The organism is Pseudomonas sp. NFR02, assembly GCF_900119375.1.
Lineage (GTDB): Bacteria > Pseudomonadota > Gammaproteobacteria > Pseudomonadales > Pseudomonadaceae > Aquipseudomonas > Aquipseudomonas paracarnis.
Genome location: NZ_FPJJ01000009.1, coordinates 191,827 through 208,449 on the forward strand (window position 1 = coordinate 191,827; position 16,623 = coordinate 208,449).

Below are 16,623 nucleotides of genomic sequence, written 5' to 3' on the forward strand. Positions count from 1 at the left end.
AAGGGTCGTACAGCGATTATCTGGCAACACTTCTGTGTCACTTACTTGCGGTTGTACTTCATTTGGCCTCTGCCGATGACGTACCCCCTATAATCACGGGGCGACGGGGTAGCATCGGGTCGATCACGGCTGACAATACAGGTGGGAAAATCCCTTCAAGGCCCTACGCCCGAGGTGTAGGACACAGTTTGAAATAGTCCCCCGGTTGAATCACCCCATGCCGCACCTTATATACCCCGCAGTGAGCGACATATTAAGCATGAGGAGAATTCTACAACCATGATGCGCATCCTGCTGTTCTTGGCCACTAACCTGGCGGTCGTACTGATTGCCAGCGTCACCCTGAGCCTTTTTGGCTTCAACGGGTTCATGGCGGCCAATGGGGTTGATCTGAACCTCAATCAGCTGCTGATTTTCTGTGCGGTCTTTGGTTTTGCCGGTTCGCTGTTTTCGCTGTTCATCTCCAAGTGGATGGCGAAGATGAGCACCAGCACCCAGATCATCACTCAACCCCGCACTCGCCATGAACAATGGCTGATGCAAACCGTGGAACAGTTGTCTCAAGAAGCCGGCATCAAAATGCCCGAAGTGGGGATCTTTCCGGCTTATGAGGCCAACGCCTTTGCGACCGGCTGGAACAAGAACGACGCGCTGGTGGCCGTGAGCCAGGGCCTGCTGGAGCGGTTTTCGCCCGATGAAGTCAAGGCGGTGCTGGCCCACGAGATCGGTCACGTGGCCAACGGCGACATGGTCACCCTGGCGCTGGTACAGGGCGTGGTGAACACCTTCGTGATGTTCTTCGCGCGGATCATCGGCAACTTCGTCGACAAGGTCATCTTCAAGAACGAAGAAGGCCGCGGCATTGCCTACTTCGTGGCGACCATTTTCGCCGAGTTGGTCCTGGGCTTCCTGGCCAGCGCCATCGTGATGTGGTTCTCGCGCAAACGCGAGTTCCGCGCAGATGAAGCCGGCGCACGCCTGGCGGGCACCAGCGCAATGATCGGCGCGCTGCAACGCTTGCGCTCTGAACAGGGCCTGCCGGTGCATATGCCCGACAGCCTGACCGCCTTCGGCATCAACGGCGGCATCAAGCAGGGCCTGGCTCGCCTGTTCATGAGCCACCCGCCGCTGGAAGAGCGGATTGACGCATTGCGTCGCCGCGGCTGATAGCCGGATGACTCGACAAGGGGCGATCTAATCGCCCCTTTTTTGTGCCTGCTGATTTCCCCGCTCGCGCCTACAAAAGGAAAAGGCCTTTTAGAGCCTGGTCAGCCGATAAGCACGCTCTTCAAGGCGAGTCACTCCGTCCTGCACGAACTTCCAGCTCTCCCCCAGGATGTCTCGCTCCTCCAGCCGCTCCAACGCCCAATGCGGTGCTAGCAGCACCTGCACTTCCTCGTCCGAGACAGCAAAGGGTGGGCCGGCTTTCTGCGCCTGGTCGTAATCGAGGGTAACCAGCAACCCCTGGCAGCCTGACGGCAGCAAGGCATTCAGGTGCTCGGCGTATTGCGCACGCATCAGCGGAGGCAATGCAATCAACGCGGCGCGATCATATACGCCGCGGCAACCGACCAGCGCCTGCGTATCCAGGCTGAAGAAATCGCCACACCACAGTTCGATCTGGCCCGCCTGGTAGACCTTGAAGACGCCCTTATGACTGACGTGCGGCACCAGCCCCTGCTCGCTGAAGAACGCCTCAACCGCCTGCTCCGACAGCTCCACGCCCATTACCGGGTACCCCTGGCTCTCGAGCCATACCAAGTCCAGGCTTTTGCCACACAACGGCACCAGCACCTTTGCCCCCTCGGGCAACCCCAACACGGGCCAGTGCCGTTGCAAGTAGGGATTGACCTCGCGCTGATGGAAACCGATCTGATTGCTCGCCCAGCGGTCCTGCCAAAATTCAGGCTGCATGAATCACTCCGAAAATTCGATCAAAAGGCGCTAAAACTTATATTAGATTTAGATCAATGATCTGATTGAAGATGGCGTTATCTTAACCCTCAGGACCCGCTCATGCTCCCCAGCCTGTTTATCTCCCACGGTTCGCCCATGCTGGCCTTGCAACCCGGCGCCAGTGGCCCCGCGCTACAGCGCCTGGCTGCCGAGCTACCCCGCCCCAAAGCCATTGTGGTGGTGTCGGCGCATTGGGAAAGCCCGGAACTGCTGGTCAGCGGCGGTGCTGCACCGGAAACCTGGCACGACTTTGGCGGCTTTGCGCGCGAGTTGTTTGCGGTGCAATACCCCGCGCCGGGTGACCCACAGCTGGCCAGTGAGATCGTCGAGCTGCTGCACGCCGACGGTCTGGCTGCACGTATTGACGAGCAACGTCCCTTCGACCACGGCACCTGGGTCCCGCTGTCGCTGATGTATCCGGCAGCAGACCTTCCAGTGGTACAAGTTTCCTTGCCCAGCCGCCTGGGCCCCGCCCTGCAAACCCAGGTCGGGCATGCGCTCGCCAGCCTGCGCGAACAGGGCGTGCTGTTGATCGGCTCCGGCAGCATCACTCATAACCTGGGCGAACTGGATTGGCGCGCCGGGCCGGAAACGATCACCCCGTGGGCGCGGGAGTTTCGCGACTGGGTGGTCGACAAACTGGCGACCAATGACGACGCCGCCTTGCATGACTATCGGCGCCAGGCGCCACATGCCGTGCGCAACCATCCTAGCGATGAGCATTTGCTGCCGCTGTACTTTGCGCGGGGTGCCGGGGGTGATTTCAGTGTGGCGCATCAGGGCTTCACTCTGGGCGCCCTTGGCATGGATATCTATCGTTTTGGCTGACACCGCCACATCTGTGGGAGCTGGCTTGCCTGCGATAACGGTGTATCAGTCACACACTGGCTTGCTGACTCACCGTTATCGCAGGCAAGCCAGCTCCCACAGTTGATCGCCTCGGAGACTAAAACATGAGGCAAAAAAAAATCCCCGAACCAGTCGGGGATTTTTTATGTGCGATCAATCAGCCCAAGGGCAGATCAATCTTCGCGGTAGCGACGCAGCTTGAGCTGCTTACCGGCAACGCGAGTGTCTTTGAGCTTGGCCAGCAGTTTTTCCAGGCCGTCTTCCGGCAGCTCCACCAGGGAGAAGCTGTCACGCACCTGGATGCGACCGATGGCTTCACGTGCCAGGCCACCCTCGTTGAGGATAGCGCCCAGCAGGTTCTTGGCCGCGATACCATCACGCGCACCCAGCGCGGTACGGCAACGAGCACGGCCTTCGGCCAATGGCACTGGAGCGCGACGCTCGCGATCACCACGGTCTGGACGGTCGCCGGAACGCTCTGGACGATCACCGCGTGGCGCGCTGTTCGGAACCAGTGGACGTTCTTTTTCGATGGCTGCCAGGGTCAGGGCCTGACCATTGGTAGCTTTGCGCAGCAGAGCTGCAGCCAGGGCACGCGGGGTGCAACCGATATCGGCAGTCAGGCGGTCCAGCAGGTCGCCGTGGGTCGATTCAGCGTCTGCCACCAGTGGCGCCAGGCTGTTGGTCAGTTTCTTGATGCGCGCATCGAGAACGGCCTGGGCATCCGGCAGGCGGACTTCGGCAACTTTCTGGCCGGTAACACGCTCGATCACTTGCAGCATGCGACGCTCACGTGGAGTCACCAGCAGCAATGCACGGCCTTCGCGACCGGCACGGCCGGTACGGCCGATACGGTGAACGTAGGACTCTGGATCGTAAGGCATGTCAACGTTGAACACGTGGGTGATACGTGGAACGTCGAGGCCACGGGCGGCAACGTCGGTCGCCACAACGATGTCCAGACGGCCATCCTTGAGGGAGTCGATCACGCGCTCACGCTGGTTCTGGGCAATGTCACCGTTCAGCGCAGCGGCTTTGTAGCCTTTGGCTTCCAGGGCGCTGGCCAGGTCCAGGGTCGCTTGCTTGGTGCGCACGAACATGATCAGCGCGTCGAAGTCTTCGACTTCCAGCAGGCTCAATACAGCCGAGGTCTTCTGGTCAGCGTGAACCAACAGGTGAGCCTGTTCGATCGCGGTAACGGTCTGGGTCTTGGTCTGGATCTTCACGTGCTCCGGATCGCGCAGGTGGCGTTCGGCAATGGCACGGATGGACTGCGGCAGGGTAGCCGAGAACAGTACGGTCTGACGGGTCGCTGGCAGCGCCTTGAAGATGACTTCCAGGTCATCCATGAAGCCCAGCTTCAACATTTCGTCAGCTTCGTCCAGAACCAGGTGGTTCACGGTCGACAGGACTTTTTCGTCACGACGCAGGTGGTCGCACAGACGGCCCGGAGTGGCGACAACGATCTGTGCGCCATTACGGATTGCCTTGAGTTGTGGGCCCATAGGCGCGCCGCCGTAAACGGCCACAACAGTTACACCTGGCATTTGCTTGGCGTAGGTTTCAAAGGCGGTTGCTACTTGCAGCGCCAACTCACGGGTTGGCGCCAGGATCAGGGCTTGCGGCTCGCGCTTGGCAGGATCGATGCAGTGCAGGATTGGCAAAGCGAACGCGGCAGTTTTGCCGGTACCGGTTTGCGCCTGGCCAATCATGTCCTTACCGGCCATGATGATCGGGATCGATTGCTGCTGAATCGCCGAAGGTTCTTCGTAGCCGGTCGCTGCGACGGCTGCAAGAATATTCGGGTTAAGATTAAAAGCGGCGAAGCCGCCGGTTTCCTGGGTCATGGGTCTGCCTCTAAGTGCATCCGCAAAGACCCATGCTCCAAAGCTGCGCATGCCGTGTTGAGACTCAAGAGTCGCCCTGGCTGCTTTGTCGGCGGGGATTTGCGAAAACGAATGAATGAAAAAGATTCGTCAAGGAAGAGTCCGCTGTGCGGACGTGCAGCCGAAGCTGACTTCGGGGAATTGCGCTACCTAAACGCGGCCCGGTTAAAGGCCGGCGCGCACTATACCGGAAATAGCTGAAAAAGGGAGCTTTTTTTATCGCCAGGCACCGATAAACCGCACTGCGTCACGCGCTTTGCAGATCCGTGCGCCAGGGTCTATTTTTCAAAGGCCCGGCCCTGTTGGTCATCGAGCTTAAACGGTTCACCCACCCGCTGAGACCCTTTGGTCTGAAACCTTACCCGCGCCCCGAGGGCACACCCCATGAATCAAGCCAGCAGTAGCCGTGTCAGCCGCGCACTTGAGGGTCATGTTCTATTGCTGGGCCTGGACCGTGTGGCCAAGCGCAACGCCTTCGACCTGGATTTGCTCAATGCGCTGAGCCTGGCCTATGGCGAATTTGATCGAAACGATGACGCACGGGTGGCCGTGGTGTTTGCCCATGGCGACCACTTCACGGCCGGGCTGGACCTGGCCAATGTCAGCAGCGTGATGGCGGGTGGCTGGCAACCGCCGCTGGGAGGGTGCGACCCGTGGGGGGTGTTTGCAGGCCCGCGCGTGAGCAAGCCGGTGATCGTCGCCGTCCAAGGTTACTGCCTGACCATTGGTATCGAGTTGATGCTGGCGGCGGATATCAACCTCTGCGCCAGCAATACCCGCTTTGCCCAGATGGAGGTGCAACGCGGCATCTTTCCGTTTGGCGGCGCGACATTGCGCTTTCATCAGATTGCCGGCTGGGGCAATGCGATGCGCTGGCTGCTCACCGGCGACGAGTTCGACGCCCATGAAGCCCTGCGCCTGGGGTTGGTGCAGGAAGTGATGGCCAGTGAAGACCTGTTGCCCCGCGCCATCGAGTTGGCCAACCGCATTGCGCGCCAGGCACCGCTGGGTGTACAGGCCACGTTGATGTCGGCACGGCTGGCGCGTATGGAGGGTGAGGCTGTGGCAGCCGCCGCGCTGCCGCCCATGGTGGATAAACTGCTCAACAGTGAGGATGCCAAGGAGGGTGTTCGGGCGATGGTCGAGAAGCGGCCGGGGGTGTTCAAGGGGATTTGAACGAACTGAATTAGCGGTCGGCAGTGAAGGCCTCTTCGCGGGCAAGCCCGCTCCCACAGTTGAATTGCATGCTCTGTTGAAATGCAATCCCCTGTGGGAGCGGGCCTGCCCGCGAAAGCGTCCGAACTGGCAACTAAGTTGCCGGCCGAATCGCCTTGATCAACGGCTGCAACGAGTACCCCAAGCGCGGCGCCAAAGCTTCGGCGCGGGCTGACAGCGCCTCCAGGTCCAGCACCTGATCCAGCTCCGAAGGCACCAACAGAATCACATTGCCCTCCTTCACCGGCAGCTCCCAGTAATGCCGGTGGTACAACCCACGCAACAACGCCGCCCCCAACGGCTTGCCATCATCGGTGGCCCATTGGTTGATCACCAGCCAGCCGCCGGGGTTGAGTTTCTTCTGACAGTTTTCCAGGAAGGTCCAGGCCAGATGCCCCACGCCCGGGCCGACATCGGTGTAGAGGTCGACGAAAATCAGATCGGCCGATTCGGCACTGTCGAGCAATTGCAACGCGTCGCCAATGCGGATGTACAAGCGCGGGTCGTCATCCAGCCCCAGATATTCGATGGCCAGCCGCGGCACATCAGGGCGCAGCTCAATGGCTTCGACATCTTCCAGCGCCAGGAACTTGAGGCACGCCTGGGTCAATGTGCCCGCGCCCAGGCCGAGAAACAATGCACTCTCCGGCTGTTCATGGCACAACGCGCCGATCAGCATGGCGCGGGTGTAGTCGTACTCCAGCCAGCTCGGGTCAGCAGTGAACACACAGCTTTGCTCGATGGCGTCGCCAAATTCGAGAAAGCGGTAATCAGCCACTTCAAGCACACGGATCATGCCGAATTCATCATGGACTTCGGCCAGCAGGTGCTCGACACGCTCCTCGCTCATCACTACTCCTAAAAGGGTCTGCTGCACGGCAAAGGCGCGATTGTCGGCCAAGCGGCAGCAACAGGTCACGCACTAATTGCTGCTAACATTGACGCCCGAACATCCACCCGCAAACGAGTTCATGATGAGCCAACCCTGGAGCCCCGATAGCTGGCGAGCCCTGCCGATCCAGCAGCAACCCCAATACCCGGACGCTGCACACTTGCTGCAAGTGGAGCAGAGCCTGGCGAGCTACCCGCCCCTGGTGTTTGCCGGGGAAGCCCGCGAATTGCGCCGTCAGTTTGCCGAAGTGACCCAAGGTCGTGCGTTCCTGCTGCAAGGCGGTGATTGCGCCGAGAGCTTTGCCGAGTTTTCCGCCGCGAAGATTCGCGACACCTTCAAGGTGCTGCTGCAGATGGCCATTGTCATGACCTTCGCTGCCGGTTGCCCGGTGGTGAAAGTCGGGCGCATGGCCGGCCAGTTCGCCAAGCCACGCTCGGCCAACGATGAAACCATCGACGGCATCACCCTCCCCGCCTACCGGGGCGATATCGTCAACGGCATCGGCTTCGACGAAAAAAGCCGCGTGCCAGATCCGGACCGCCTGTTGCAGTCCTACCACCAGTCCACCGCCACCCTCAACCTGCTGCGCGCCTTTGCCCAGGGCGGTTTCGCTGACCTGCACCAGGTGCACAAGTGGAACCTGGATTTCATCGCCAACTCCGCGCTCGCCGAGAAGTACAGCCAACTGGCCGACCGCATCGACGAAACCCTGGCCTTCATGCGCGCTTGTGGCATGGACAGCTCGCCGCAATTGCGCGAAACCAGCTTCTTCACCGCCCACGAAGCATTGCTGCTCAACTATGAACAGGCCTTCGTGCGCCGCGATAGCCTGACCAACGACTACTACGACTGCTCGGCGCATATGTTGTGGATCGGCGACCGCACCCGTCAGTTGGACGGCGCCCATGTCGAGTTCCTGCGCGGAGTGAACAACCCGATCGGCGTGAAAGTCGGACCTAGCATGAACCCGGACGACCTGACCCGCCTGATCGACATCCTCAACCCGGATAACGACCCTGGCCGCCTCAACCTCATCGCCCGTATGGGGGCAGGCAAGGTCGGCGACCATTTGCCCAACCTGATCCGCGCCGTGCAGCGCGAGGGCAAGCAAGTGCTGTGGAGCTGCGACCCGATGCACGGCAATACCATCAAGGCCAGCAGCGGCTACAAGACCCGCGACTTTGCGCAGATCCTTGGCGAAGTGAAGGATTTCTTCCAAGTGCACCAGGCAGAAGGCACCTATGCTGGCGGGATCCATATCGAGATGACCGGGCAGAACGTCACCGAATGCATCGGCGGCGCACGGCCGATCACCGAAGATGGCCTGTCGGACCGTTATCACACCCATTGCGACCCACGGATGAATGCCGATCAATCGCTGGAGTTGGCGTTTCTGATTGCAGAGACCTTGAAACAGGTAAAGCGCTGACGTTTTAGCGACGGGGATGACGCCATCGCGGGCAAGCCCGGCTCCCACATTTGAACGCGTTTCTCTGTGGGAGCCGGGCTTGCCCGCGATAGAGGTTTAAAGGTTGGTATCCCGGTTCGGCATCGCTGCCCTTAACCGAGCAGCACTGGGCCGCTGGCAATTGAGCTGGACCTGTTCCAGCCCTAGCCAGTCGGCCATTTTGCGCAGGTTCAGCGCCAGCGCCAGCATGCCTTCCTCATCCAGCCCCGGCTCTTCCTCATGCACGGCATGCACGGCCAGGCGCCCATGAGCACGCTCGGCTCGCAGGTCGACGCGCGCGGCAATGCGTTCGTTGTGGAGAAACGGCAACACGTAGTAGCCATACACGCGCTTTTCTTGCGGGGTGTAAATCTCCAGCCGATAGCGAAAGTCGAACAGGCGCTCGGTGCGGCTGCGCTCCCATATCAGCGAATCGAACGGCGACAACAATGCACTGGCCGGCACTGTGCGAGGCAGTTTCGGCGCCGACGGGCAGTACGCTGGTTGTTTCCAGCCCCGCACCCGGCACGCCAGCAGTTGCCCATCCTCAACCAGCTCGGCCAAGCGGTTGCGGCTGTCGGCGGGGTCGAGGCGGAAATAATCGCGCAGGTCTTTTTCGGTGGCGACACCCAATGCAGTCGCGCTGTGCAACAGCAAGCCACGCTGCGCTTCACCTTCACTCATGGAGACCCTGAGCACCTCTGCGGGAATAACACGCTCGGGCAGATCATAAAGCCGCTCAAACCCTCGACGACCGGCAACCGTGACCAGGCCAGCGGCGAACAGCCATTCCAGCGCGTGCTTTTCATCACTCCAATCCCACCAGGGCCCGGCACGCTCCTCGCGGGTCGACAAGCTACCCGCCCCCAAGGCGCCCTGCTGTTCGACGGTGCGCAACACGCGTTGGATCGTCGCCTGCTGTTCACGGCCAAAACGTGCCATTTGCGCATAAATCCCCCGCCCTTGCCGGGCGCGCTCCATGCGCCAACCCATCAACGGGTACAGCGCCAAGGGCAGCAGTGACGCCTCATGCCCCCAGTATTCAAACAGAGAACGCCGCCGCCCCTGGCTCCAGGCCGCCTGTTCAAGAATCGATGGGGAATAAGAACCAAGGCGGGAAAACACGGGCAGGTAGTGGGAACGCACCAGCGCATTGACCGAGTCGATCTGTAAAACGCCCAGGCGTTCGATCAAGCGGTTGAGGTGCGCAGCCTTTATCTGTGCAGGCGCCTGGCGCCCGGAAAATCCCTGGGCAGCCAGCGCCATGCGTCGAGCTTGCTTGAGTGAAAAACACAGGTCGGCGGGCATGGCAATCTCCATAGAAGCTCGCCCCCTACCCTACTGCATCCGCGCTTATTTTCGCAGCGGGTCTTCCCAGAAATGCCGATGGCTTTCCTGCGCGACGTCGGCGCGATTGAGCCCGATGTCCTTGAGGGCGTCATCGCTCAGGGTCGCCAGCATCTGGCGCTCCTGATGCAACAGCTGCCAACGCGCGAATGTGTGAAACAGCCCGGCAAACGGCCATTTATCCGTCGATATGAAACCTTTTTGACCTTTCATCTTCTCGCCCTCCAGTGGGGATGACGACAGTGTGTGCCGGGCATTATGATCAATCCAACGAATGTTTCTTATGCATTACATCTCGGAGATTGATCAATTGTCCGCCTATCCCAGCATCGACACTGATGTGCTGCGCACCTTCGTCGCCATTGCCGACCAGGGCGGTTTCACCCGCGCCGGCGAGCAGGTCAACCGCACTCAATCGGCGGTGAGCATGCAGATGAAGCGCCTGGAAGAAGACGTGTTGCAGCGCAAACTGTTCGAGCGCGATGGCCGCCAGGTACGGCTCACGCCCGAAGGCCAGGTGCTGTTGGGTTATGCGCGGCGCATCCTGAAATTGCACAGCGAAGTGTTCAATACCCTGCGCGAGCCGCATATGGTGGGGTTGGTGCGTATCGGCACGCCGGATGACTACGTGATGCGCTTTCTGCCAGGCATCCTCAAGCAATTTTCCAAAGCCTACCCACTGATCCAGATCGAAATGCACTGCGAAGCATCGACCGTATTGATGCAACGGCGGGACCTGGCGTTGACCGTAATCAGCCGCGAGCCCGGCAATGATCTGGGTGAGTTATTGCGTACCGAGCGCATGGTGTGGGCAGCATCACCGTGCTTTTGTGTGGAGGAGCACGATGCCCTGCCCCTGGCGGTGTCCGGCGACGAGTGCCTGTACACCCATTGGGCACGGGCCGCACTGGAGGCGGCCGGGCGAGATTATCGCCTGGCCTATCACAGCTCTAACGGAGCAGCGATCCTGGCAGTGGTCAGTGCAGGCCTGGCGGCGATGGTCAGCATGGAAAGCCTGGTCACCGACGACCTGCGAGTGCTCGGCAGCGACGAAGGCTTCCCGCCTTTACCGTCGATGAACCTGCGCTTGCTGCGTAACCCGCAGATGACCTCGCCGATCACCGAATGCCTGGCGGACTACATCGTCGAAGGCTTCAAACTTTAAAGGTCAGCATCACCGCGCACACCACCAAGAAGCCACAGAAGAGGCCGCGCAACAGACGTTCCGGCAAGGCATGCGCCACTTTCACGCCCCAACTGATACTCAGCAGGCCCCCCACCGCCAGTGGCAGGCCGATCATCCAGTCCACCTCGTGGTGCCAGGCATAGGTGACCAGGGTCACACCGGTGCTGGGCAACGCCAAGGCCAACGACAAGCCTTGGGCGACCACTTGAGTAGTGCCGAAGACACTGGTGAGTACCGGCGTGGCGACCACCGCGCCGCCGACCCCGAACAGCCCGCCCATGGAACCGGATGCCGCGCCCAAGACGCCAAGCCAGGGCCAGGAATAACGCATTTGTGCGGTGGGCGGCGCGTTGCGAGTGAACATGCGCAGCAGGTTGTAGGCAGACAACGCCACCAAGAACGCAATAAAACCGATGCGCATGGCGCCCGCATCCAGGCCCACCGCCCAGATCGATCCCAGCCAGGCAAAGCAAAAGCCGGTCACACCCAGGGGTAAAGCGTGACGCAACTCGATGCGGTTACGCTGATGATAGCGCCACAGCGCAAGCATCACATTCGGCACGACCATCACCAAGGCGGTGCCTTGGGCAATCTGCTGATCCAGGCCGAACAACACGCCCAGCACCGGGATGGCAATCAGCCCACCACCAATGCCAAACAGCCCACCTACAGTGCCCAACGCCGCACCCAATGCCAGGTACATCACTAAATCCCACACCGCTCGGTACTCCGCAATTTCATGCTTGGCATGCTACGCAGTCGACCCTGGCGCGGAAACGCACAGCAACGCACAATGGCTGTGCCAATCTCGCATAAGCGTTGAGCTATGAACCCCAACACCCTGACCGACCAACTGAGCCTGTTTCTCGACGTAATGGAAGCCGGCAGTTTTTCCGCCGCCGCGCGCCTCCATCCGCTGACACCTTCAGCCGTGGCCCGGCGCATCGACAGCCTGGAAAGCTCCGTGGGTAGCCGCCTGTTCCAACGCAGCACCCATGCGGTGGTGCCCACCTCCGCAGGCCTGGCCTTTGCCGAGCGGGCGCGACGAATTGTCAGCGAGTTGCAGCTGGCACGGGCAGAGGCGGTCTCGCTGAGCCATGCGCCGGAGGGGTTGATCCGGGTCGATGCGCCCGCAGCATTCGGCCGCCGGCACCTGGCGCCGGTCATTGCGGACTTTTTGAGCCTGTATCCAGGCCTGGACGTGCACCTGCACTTGATCGACAGCTTTGTCGATATGCAGGGCGCGCATCTGGGCAAGGTCGACCTGGTTCTGCGCGCAGGGCATATTGTCGACACCCGACTGGTCGCTACGCCGCTGGCGAGTATCGTGCGTATCGCCTGTGCCAGCCCCGCGTACCTGAAAAGCCGTGGCACGCCGGCCCATCCTCGAGAGCTGAGTGAACATGACGGCCTGGACTGGGACGGGCTGGCGCCAATGTTCGCCTGGCGCTTCGAACTGGACGGGCGCCGCACCACCTATCGCCCGCGACGCATCCGCATGAGTGCCAACAACGCCGAAGCCCTGCTCTCGGGCGCACTGGCCGGGCTGGGCATCGCTCACTTGCCGACCTGGTTGGCCAGTGAATACCTGGTGCGCGGCGAATTGTTGCCGCTGTTTTGTGAAGACGGTTTGCCCAGTCCGGAAACCGCAGGCATTTATGCGCTGCGCCTGGAGCAACAGCCCAATGCACGCAGCCGATTGTTGCTTGAATACCTCAAATCCCGTTTCAGCCCGGTGCCGCCCTGGGATCTGGCATTGCAAAGTGGCTTGGTCTGACGCCTACGGCAAGAATTACCTGGCGCATTAAAGATTTGCCCGCTAGATTCCAGCCCAGACATGCTTTTTCGAGACGCCACCATGAGCAAAAACCCTGATCCTTGCGAATCGCTGTTGCTGGACAACCAGCTGTGCTTCGCCCTGCACTCCACCTCACTGCTAATGACCAAGGTCTATAAGCCCCTGCTCCAGGCCATCGGCCTGACCTACCCGCAGTACCTGGCCATGATGGTGCTGTGGGAAGAGGATGAGTTGACCGTCAGTGAAATTAGCAGCCGCCTGCTGACGGACCCAGGCTCTATGACGCCACTGCTCAAGCGCCTGGAAGCCGAGGGCCTGCTCAGCCGCACGCGCAGCCGCGAAGACGAGCGGGTGGTGGTGGTGAAACTGACCGACGCCGGGCGCGCCTTGCAGGAGAAGGCCAAGGATGTTCCGCAATGCATCCTGGGCGCCAGCGGGATGGCGCTGGAACAATTGCGCAAGCTGCAAGGCGACCTGATCGCGTTGCGCACCAATCTGCAAACCAGCATCTGACACGCTAGGCCCCAGCACTAAACATACTCAAAAGTGGGAGCTGGCTTGCCTGCGATTGCGATTCATCAGTCAACCATGCAGTGACTGATACACCGTCATCGCAGGCAAGCCAGCTCCCACTTTTTGTTCTGCGACACCCTTAAATTCTTCAACGCTGAAAAATTAACTTGCGCACTAAACATTAGCGCTATACATTCACCTCACCAACTACTTAGCGCACAAATGTTTAGCGCTAAACACACAGAGGAACGCCCCATGCAAACGCTCTATACCGCAGTAGCCACCGCCACTGGCGGCCGTGATGGTCGCGCCGTTTCCAGCGACAATATTCTCGACGTCAAACTGTCGACTCCAAAGGAGTTGGGCGGCGCCGGTGGCCAGGCCACTAACCCAGAGCAATTGTTTGCTGCCGGCTACTCCGCTTGCTTTATCGGCGCACTGAAGTTCGTGGCCAGCCAGACCAAACGCAAAATCCCGGATGACGCCTCGATCACCGCCCACGTGGGCATCGGCCAGATCCCGGGCGGCTTCGGCCTGGATATCGACCTGCATATCAGCCTGCCGGGCCTGGCCCAAGATGAGGCGCAAAGCCTGGTCGACGCTGCGCACCAAGTGTGCCCGTACTCCAATGCCACCCGTGGCAACGTTGAGGTGCGCTTGCATGTAACGGTCTGAAAAACAGACGCCCATGAAAAAGCCCGACTCAAGGTCGGGCTTTTTTCGTATCGCCGGGGCCAGAATTACTTCTTGGCGCGGCCTTTGTACGAACCACCTTCACGGGTGTCGATCTCGATCAGGTCGTCGATTTCGATGAAATCGGCCACTTGCAGTTCGGTACCGTTGCTCAGTTTGGCAGGCTTCATCACCTTGCCGGAAGTGTCGCCGCGAGCGGAGCCTTCGGTGTAAGCAACCTTACGCACGATGGTAGTCGGCAGCTCTACGGAAACCAGGCGCTCTTCGAAGAAGATAGCTTCGCAGACGTCTTCCATGCCTTCTTCAATGAACGGCAGAACGGCTTCGATATCTTCAGCGTTCAGCTCGTACATGGTGTAGTCAGTGGTGTCCATGAACGTGTAGGTGTCGCCGCTGATGAAGGACAGGGTCGCTTCTTTGCGGTCGAGGATCACGTCGTCCAGTTTGTCATCGGCGCTGTAGACGATTTCGGTCTTGTAACCGGTCAGCAGGTTCTTCAGCTTGGTCTTCATGATTGCGCTGTTACGACCAGACTTGGTGAACTCAGCTTTCTGAACCAGCCAAGGGTCGTTTTCGAGACGGATCACTGTACCGGGTTTCAGTTCTTTACCAGTTTTCATTGCGTATATCCGAAATTTGGATGGGATTGACAAAAATCAAGGTGGCGTATCATATCCAACTTTCATAAAACTGTACCAGCGCCGTCGCAAGATCGGCCTGCAAGCCTTGTTCCAGACACCAGTTCTCAGCATGCTGGCTGACCTCGGGCCAATGTTCCAGCAGCATTTTCCAGGACTGTGCCATATCGCCATCAGCGTTCCAGGCTTGCCAGAGCGTGACGACGGCAGCTTTGGCGGCCGGTGAAAGTGCGGCTGTGTACAGTTCCAGGAAGGCATCGAGCTTGTCCAGGTGGATGTCTTCGTCCTGGCGGTAGATGTGCCACAGCAATGGCCTCCCCGCCCACTGGGCACGCACGAACGAGTCTTCGCCACGTACGGCGTTAAATTCGCAGCACCATAGCAATCGGTCATATTGCTCCTGACGTACGAATGCAATGACCTGTACGGTCAGCGCACCACGTACTTGGATGTCTCCCGCCGACAAGCTGTTCACCCCCAGCCAGCGTTGCACGTCCCCCAGAATGCGCCCTTCCGGCACCAGCAAGTGCGTCCCCCGTCCATCGGCCGCCAATACGTCCAGCCAGCCGGCCAACCCGTCATTCTCATAGGCAAACAGCGACATCAAACGCGCGCCGGCCGTCGGAGCAACGCCCAGGCTTTGCAGGAACCGTTGTTGCGCGGCCGCGTCCTGCTGAAACGCCCGGCGTCGCTCCAACAAGCCGGCTTCGCGCAACAGGCCGCCAGTACCAGGGCGAAACCCGGGGAAGAAAAAGTACTTCTGCACGCCCTTGTACTTCACCGAAGGCAAGCGATGGCAGCCCACCACCCAGTCTTCAGCGCTGAGGTAATCCAGGTTCATCCACAACGGCGCACGTTCACACTCGGCCATGCGGTCCATGTACTCAGGCGGTAGCTGGCACGCGAACGCAGCAATCACCACATTCGCCGGGTGTGCGCCTGGCCATTCGGCCGGCCAGTGGCGCACTTGGACGCCCTCTTGCCATTGCTGGCCCACCTGCACATCAATGTCCGGGCACATGCGTTCGAAGGCGCGCAGGTCATCGACCCACAAGCGCACGTCACAGCCATGCTCCACCACCAACTGCCGGGCCAGGCGCCAGGTCACGCCGATGTCGCCGTAGTTGTCGACGACACTGCAAAAAATATCCCAGCGGGCTTTCATTCCGGGCTCCATCGATCAAAGGTTCGATTGTCCGCATAAATGCGTGGATGCAGAAGGCTTGATCGCGATTATTCTGCACGGAGGCTGTGCGACAATCACCGTCATGCCGTCAATGCCTGCCAGGAGGCCCTTATGTCTGACCGTCCGTTATCGCTGTTCAAGCTCTGCATCGCGATTGCCGCCGGCGTGTGGCTAGGGTTTATCGCCATTGCGCTGACCGCCTGGCTGGCGTCTCGCTACCTGTTCCCCCAGAGCCTGGCGCCGGTGGCACAGGCGGTTGAGCAATTGGGCAAACCGGCGATGGTTGAGCCGCAGCCACCGAACCGTCTGTTCGAACAGTACCAACAGAACCTGCAAAAACAGGAACAACAACAGGCCCTGGACCAGGCCCGAAGCAACGCGCGTAACCTGTCCAACCCCAAATGCCAGTTCTGGCTGCAACAAGACCAGAACGCCCCCAATGAAAAGACGCGGGCCAATGTCCTGCAATTCTGCGATTGATGCCAGATACCGCCATGAATAAACACGCCGTGCTCCAGCTGATCCTGGAAAAGCTCACCGTCGACATCGACGTCGTCCAACGCGCCGCGCAGACCGCCTACGAAACCGCGACCCACGAAGAAAACATTGCCGAGAACAAATACGACACCCTCGGCCTGGAGGCTTCGTACCTGGCCACCGGGCAGGCCCGACGAGTGGAGGAGATCAAGCAATCACTGGTGCTGTGCCAGCAACTGCAGCTACGTGCGTACGATGATCAACGCGGGATAGAGATAGGCACGCTGGTGGGCCTGGAAGACGAGGACGGTCGCCAGCAATGGCTGTTCCTGGCGCCGGATGCGGCGGGTTTGAAAGTGGATGTGGTGGGGCAACCGGTGACGGTCATCACGCCACGCTCGCCCCTGGGCAAAGGCCTGCTGGGCAAGCGTATCGATGAAGAGGTAGAGATTCTGGTGGCCAGCGCTCGGCAGCACTTTACGGTTACCGAGGCCAGATAACCTGCAGCCCTCTGTAGGAGCGAGCTTGCTCGCGAAGGAA

The 16,623-nt window shown here is 60.2% G+C and carries 18 protein-coding genes; 10 read left to right on the plus strand and 8 right to left on the minus strand.

What is annotated here, in order from left to right:
* Positions 1-279 precede the first annotated feature (279 nt).
* Positions 280-1,167: a protease HtpX gene (htpX, locus tag BT199_RS24205; RefSeq protein ID WP_003189904.1), complete on the plus strand. Its 888-nt coding sequence runs from the start codon at positions 280-282 to the stop codon at positions 1,165-1,167.
* A gap of 90 nt (positions 1,168-1,257) precedes the next feature.
* Here the strand turns inward: htpX and BT199_RS24210 are convergent, their stop codons facing one another.
* Positions 1,258-1,914 (minus strand): thiopurine S-methyltransferase, encoded by a 657-nt coding sequence (locus BT199_RS24210; RefSeq protein WP_020302797.1) that lies wholly within the window; start codon positions 1,912-1,914, stop codon positions 1,258-1,260.
* A gap of 102 nt (positions 1,915-2,016) precedes the next feature.
* On the opposite strand from BT199_RS24210, the gene BT199_RS24215 reads away from it, so the two are divergent.
* Entirely contained in the window at positions 2,017-2,784 is a 768-nt protein-coding gene (locus BT199_RS24215) for a DODA-type extradiol aromatic ring-opening family dioxygenase (RefSeq protein WP_014717678.1), read from the plus strand.
* A gap of 194 nt (positions 2,785-2,978) precedes the next feature.
* On the opposite strand, the gene BT199_RS24220 is transcribed toward BT199_RS24215, so the two are convergent.
* Positions 2,979-4,652, minus strand: coding sequence for a DEAD/DEAH box helicase (locus tag BT199_RS24220; RefSeq protein ID WP_014717677.1), 1,674 nt, complete (start codon positions 4,650-4,652; stop codon positions 2,979-2,981).
* 423 nt (positions 4,653-5,075) lie between these two features.
* On the opposite strand from BT199_RS24220, the gene BT199_RS24225 reads away from it, so the two are divergent.
* Positions 5,076-5,867, plus strand: coding sequence for a crotonase/enoyl-CoA hydratase family protein (locus BT199_RS24225; protein WP_072435588.1), 792 nt, complete (start codon positions 5,076-5,078; stop codon positions 5,865-5,867).
* A 133-nt stretch (positions 5,868-6,000) separates the two neighbouring features.
* Here BT199_RS24225 and BT199_RS24230 read toward each other — a convergent pair whose 3' ends face one another.
* The gene (locus BT199_RS24230) at positions 6,001-6,756 is read right to left on the minus strand and encodes a spermidine synthase (protein ID WP_014717675.1); all 756 of its coding nucleotides are present in this window, start codon (positions 6,754-6,756) and stop codon (positions 6,001-6,003) included.
* A 124-nt stretch (positions 6,757-6,880) separates the two neighbouring features.
* Here BT199_RS24230 and BT199_RS24235 point away from each other — a divergent pair, with 124 nt between their 5' ends.
* Positions 6,881-8,227 (plus strand): class II 3-deoxy-7-phosphoheptulonate synthase, encoded by a 1,347-nt coding sequence (locus tag BT199_RS24235; protein ID WP_019820346.1) that lies wholly within the window; start codon positions 6,881-6,883, stop codon positions 8,225-8,227.
* A 96-nt stretch (positions 8,228-8,323) separates the two neighbouring features.
* Here the strand turns inward: BT199_RS24235 and BT199_RS24240 are convergent, their stop codons facing one another.
* Both BT199_RS24240 and BT199_RS24245 read right to left on the minus strand, forming a co-directional pair.
* A complete protein-coding gene (locus BT199_RS24240) occupies positions 8,324-9,553 on the minus strand; it encodes a winged helix-turn-helix domain-containing protein (protein WP_072435589.1) in 1,230 nt (409 codons plus the stop codon).
* A gap of 45 nt (positions 9,554-9,598) precedes the next feature.
* The gene (locus BT199_RS24245) at positions 9,599-9,805 is read right to left on the minus strand and encodes a DUF1127 domain-containing protein (protein ID WP_014717673.1); all 207 of its coding nucleotides are present in this window, start codon (positions 9,803-9,805) and stop codon (positions 9,599-9,601) included.
* A gap of 70 nt (positions 9,806-9,875) precedes the next feature.
* Between BT199_RS24245 and BT199_RS24250 the strand changes: the two genes are divergently transcribed.
* Positions 9,876-10,757, plus strand: coding sequence for a LysR family transcriptional regulator (locus BT199_RS24250; RefSeq protein ID WP_014717672.1), 882 nt, complete (start codon positions 9,876-9,878; stop codon positions 10,755-10,757).
* Here the strand turns inward: BT199_RS24250 and BT199_RS24255 are convergent.
* Positions 10,747-11,496 (minus strand): sulfite exporter TauE/SafE family protein, encoded by a 750-nt coding sequence (locus tag BT199_RS24255; RefSeq protein WP_014717671.1) that lies wholly within the window; start codon positions 11,494-11,496, stop codon positions 10,747-10,749. The genes BT199_RS24250 and BT199_RS24255 overlap by 11 nt on opposite strands.
* Before the next feature lie 108 nt (positions 11,497-11,604).
* Between BT199_RS24255 and BT199_RS24260 the strand changes: the two genes are divergently transcribed.
* From BT199_RS24260 to BT199_RS24270, 3 genes are all read left to right on the plus strand, one after another.
* The gene (locus BT199_RS24260) at positions 11,605-12,555 is read left to right on the plus strand and encodes a LysR family transcriptional regulator (protein ID WP_014717670.1); all 951 of its coding nucleotides are present in this window, start codon (positions 11,605-11,607) and stop codon (positions 12,553-12,555) included.
* An 81-nt stretch (positions 12,556-12,636) separates the two neighbouring features.
* The gene (locus tag BT199_RS24265; protein WP_072435590.1) at positions 12,637-13,089 is read left to right on the plus strand and encodes a MarR family winged helix-turn-helix transcriptional regulator; all 453 of its coding nucleotides are present in this window, start codon (positions 12,637-12,639) and stop codon (positions 13,087-13,089) included.
* Between the two features lie 255 nt (positions 13,090-13,344).
* Positions 13,345-13,764, plus strand: coding sequence for an organic hydroperoxide resistance protein (locus BT199_RS24270; protein WP_014717668.1), 420 nt, complete (start codon positions 13,345-13,347; stop codon positions 13,762-13,764).
* Between the two features lie 65 nt (positions 13,765-13,829).
* Here BT199_RS24270 and BT199_RS24275 read toward each other — a convergent pair whose 3' ends face one another.
* Complete coding sequence (locus tag BT199_RS24275) at positions 13,830-14,402, minus strand: elongation factor P (protein ID WP_003172723.1); 573 nt, start codon at positions 14,400-14,402, stop codon at positions 13,830-13,832.
* A 49-nt stretch (positions 14,403-14,451) separates the two neighbouring features.
* Positions 14,452-15,585: an elongation factor P maturation arginine rhamnosyltransferase EarP gene (earP, locus tag BT199_RS24280; RefSeq protein ID WP_072435591.1), complete on the minus strand. Its 1,134-nt coding sequence runs from the start codon at positions 15,583-15,585 to the stop codon at positions 14,452-14,454.
* A gap of 132 nt (positions 15,586-15,717) precedes the next feature.
* On the opposite strand from earP, the gene BT199_RS24285 reads away from it, so the two are divergent.
* The gene (locus BT199_RS24285) at positions 15,718-16,086 is read left to right on the plus strand and encodes a hypothetical protein (protein ID WP_019820337.1); all 369 of its coding nucleotides are present in this window, start codon (positions 15,718-15,720) and stop codon (positions 16,084-16,086) included.
* Positions 16,087-16,100: 14 nt separating this feature from the next.
* Positions 16,101-16,583, plus strand: coding sequence for a GreA/GreB family elongation factor (locus BT199_RS24290; protein WP_072435603.1), 483 nt, complete (start codon positions 16,101-16,103; stop codon positions 16,581-16,583).
* Positions 16,584-16,623 lie beyond the last annotated feature (40 nt).

Excerpts from the sequence above, each read along its gene's own strand:
- htpX (WP_003189904.1), top strand. The coding sequence starts at position 280 with ATGATGCGCATCCTGCTGTTCTTGGCCACTAACCTGGCGGTCGTACTG.
- BT199_RS24210 (WP_020302797.1), bottom strand. The coding sequence starts at position 1,914 with ATGCAGCCTGAATTTTGGCAGGACCGCTGGGCGAGCAATCAGATCGGT.
- BT199_RS24215 (WP_014717678.1), top strand. The coding sequence starts at position 2,017 with ATGCTCCCCAGCCTGTTTATCTCCCACGGTTCGCCCATGCTGGCCTTG.
- BT199_RS24220 (WP_014717677.1), bottom strand. The coding sequence starts at position 4,652 with ATGACCCAGGAAACCGGCGGCTTCGCCGCTTTTAATCTTAACCCGAAT.
- BT199_RS24225 (WP_072435588.1), top strand. The coding sequence starts at position 5,076 with ATGAATCAAGCCAGCAGTAGCCGTGTCAGCCGCGCACTTGAGGGTCAT.
- BT199_RS24230 (WP_014717675.1), bottom strand. The coding sequence starts at position 6,756 with ATGAGCGAGGAGCGTGTCGAGCACCTGCTGGCCGAAGTCCATGATGAA.
- BT199_RS24235 (WP_019820346.1), top strand. The coding sequence starts at position 6,881 with ATGAGCCAACCCTGGAGCCCCGATAGCTGGCGAGCCCTGCCGATCCAG.
- BT199_RS24240 (WP_072435589.1), bottom strand. The coding sequence starts at position 9,553 with ATGCCCGCCGACCTGTGTTTTTCACTCAAGCAAGCTCGACGCATGGCG.
- BT199_RS24245 (WP_014717673.1), bottom strand. The coding sequence starts at position 9,805 with ATGAAAGGTCAAAAAGGTTTCATATCGACGGATAAATGGCCGTTTGCC.
- BT199_RS24250 (WP_014717672.1), top strand. The coding sequence starts at position 9,876 with ATGCATTACATCTCGGAGATTGATCAATTGTCCGCCTATCCCAGCATC.
- BT199_RS24260 (WP_014717670.1), top strand. The coding sequence starts at position 11,605 with ATGAACCCCAACACCCTGACCGACCAACTGAGCCTGTTTCTCGACGTA.
- BT199_RS24265 (WP_072435590.1), top strand. The coding sequence starts at position 12,637 with ATGAGCAAAAACCCTGATCCTTGCGAATCGCTGTTGCTGGACAACCAG.
- BT199_RS24270 (WP_014717668.1), top strand. The coding sequence starts at position 13,345 with ATGCAAACGCTCTATACCGCAGTAGCCACCGCCACTGGCGGCCGTGAT.
- BT199_RS24275 (WP_003172723.1), bottom strand. The coding sequence starts at position 14,402 with ATGAAAACTGGTAAAGAACTGAAACCCGGTACAGTGATCCGTCTCGAA.
- earP (WP_072435591.1), bottom strand. The coding sequence starts at position 15,585 with ATGAAAGCCCGCTGGGATATTTTTTGCAGTGTCGTCGACAACTACGGC.
- BT199_RS24285 (WP_019820337.1), top strand. The coding sequence starts at position 15,718 with ATGTCTGACCGTCCGTTATCGCTGTTCAAGCTCTGCATCGCGATTGCC.
- BT199_RS24290 (WP_072435603.1), top strand. The coding sequence starts at position 16,101 with ATGAATAAACACGCCGTGCTCCAGCTGATCCTGGAAAAGCTCACCGTC.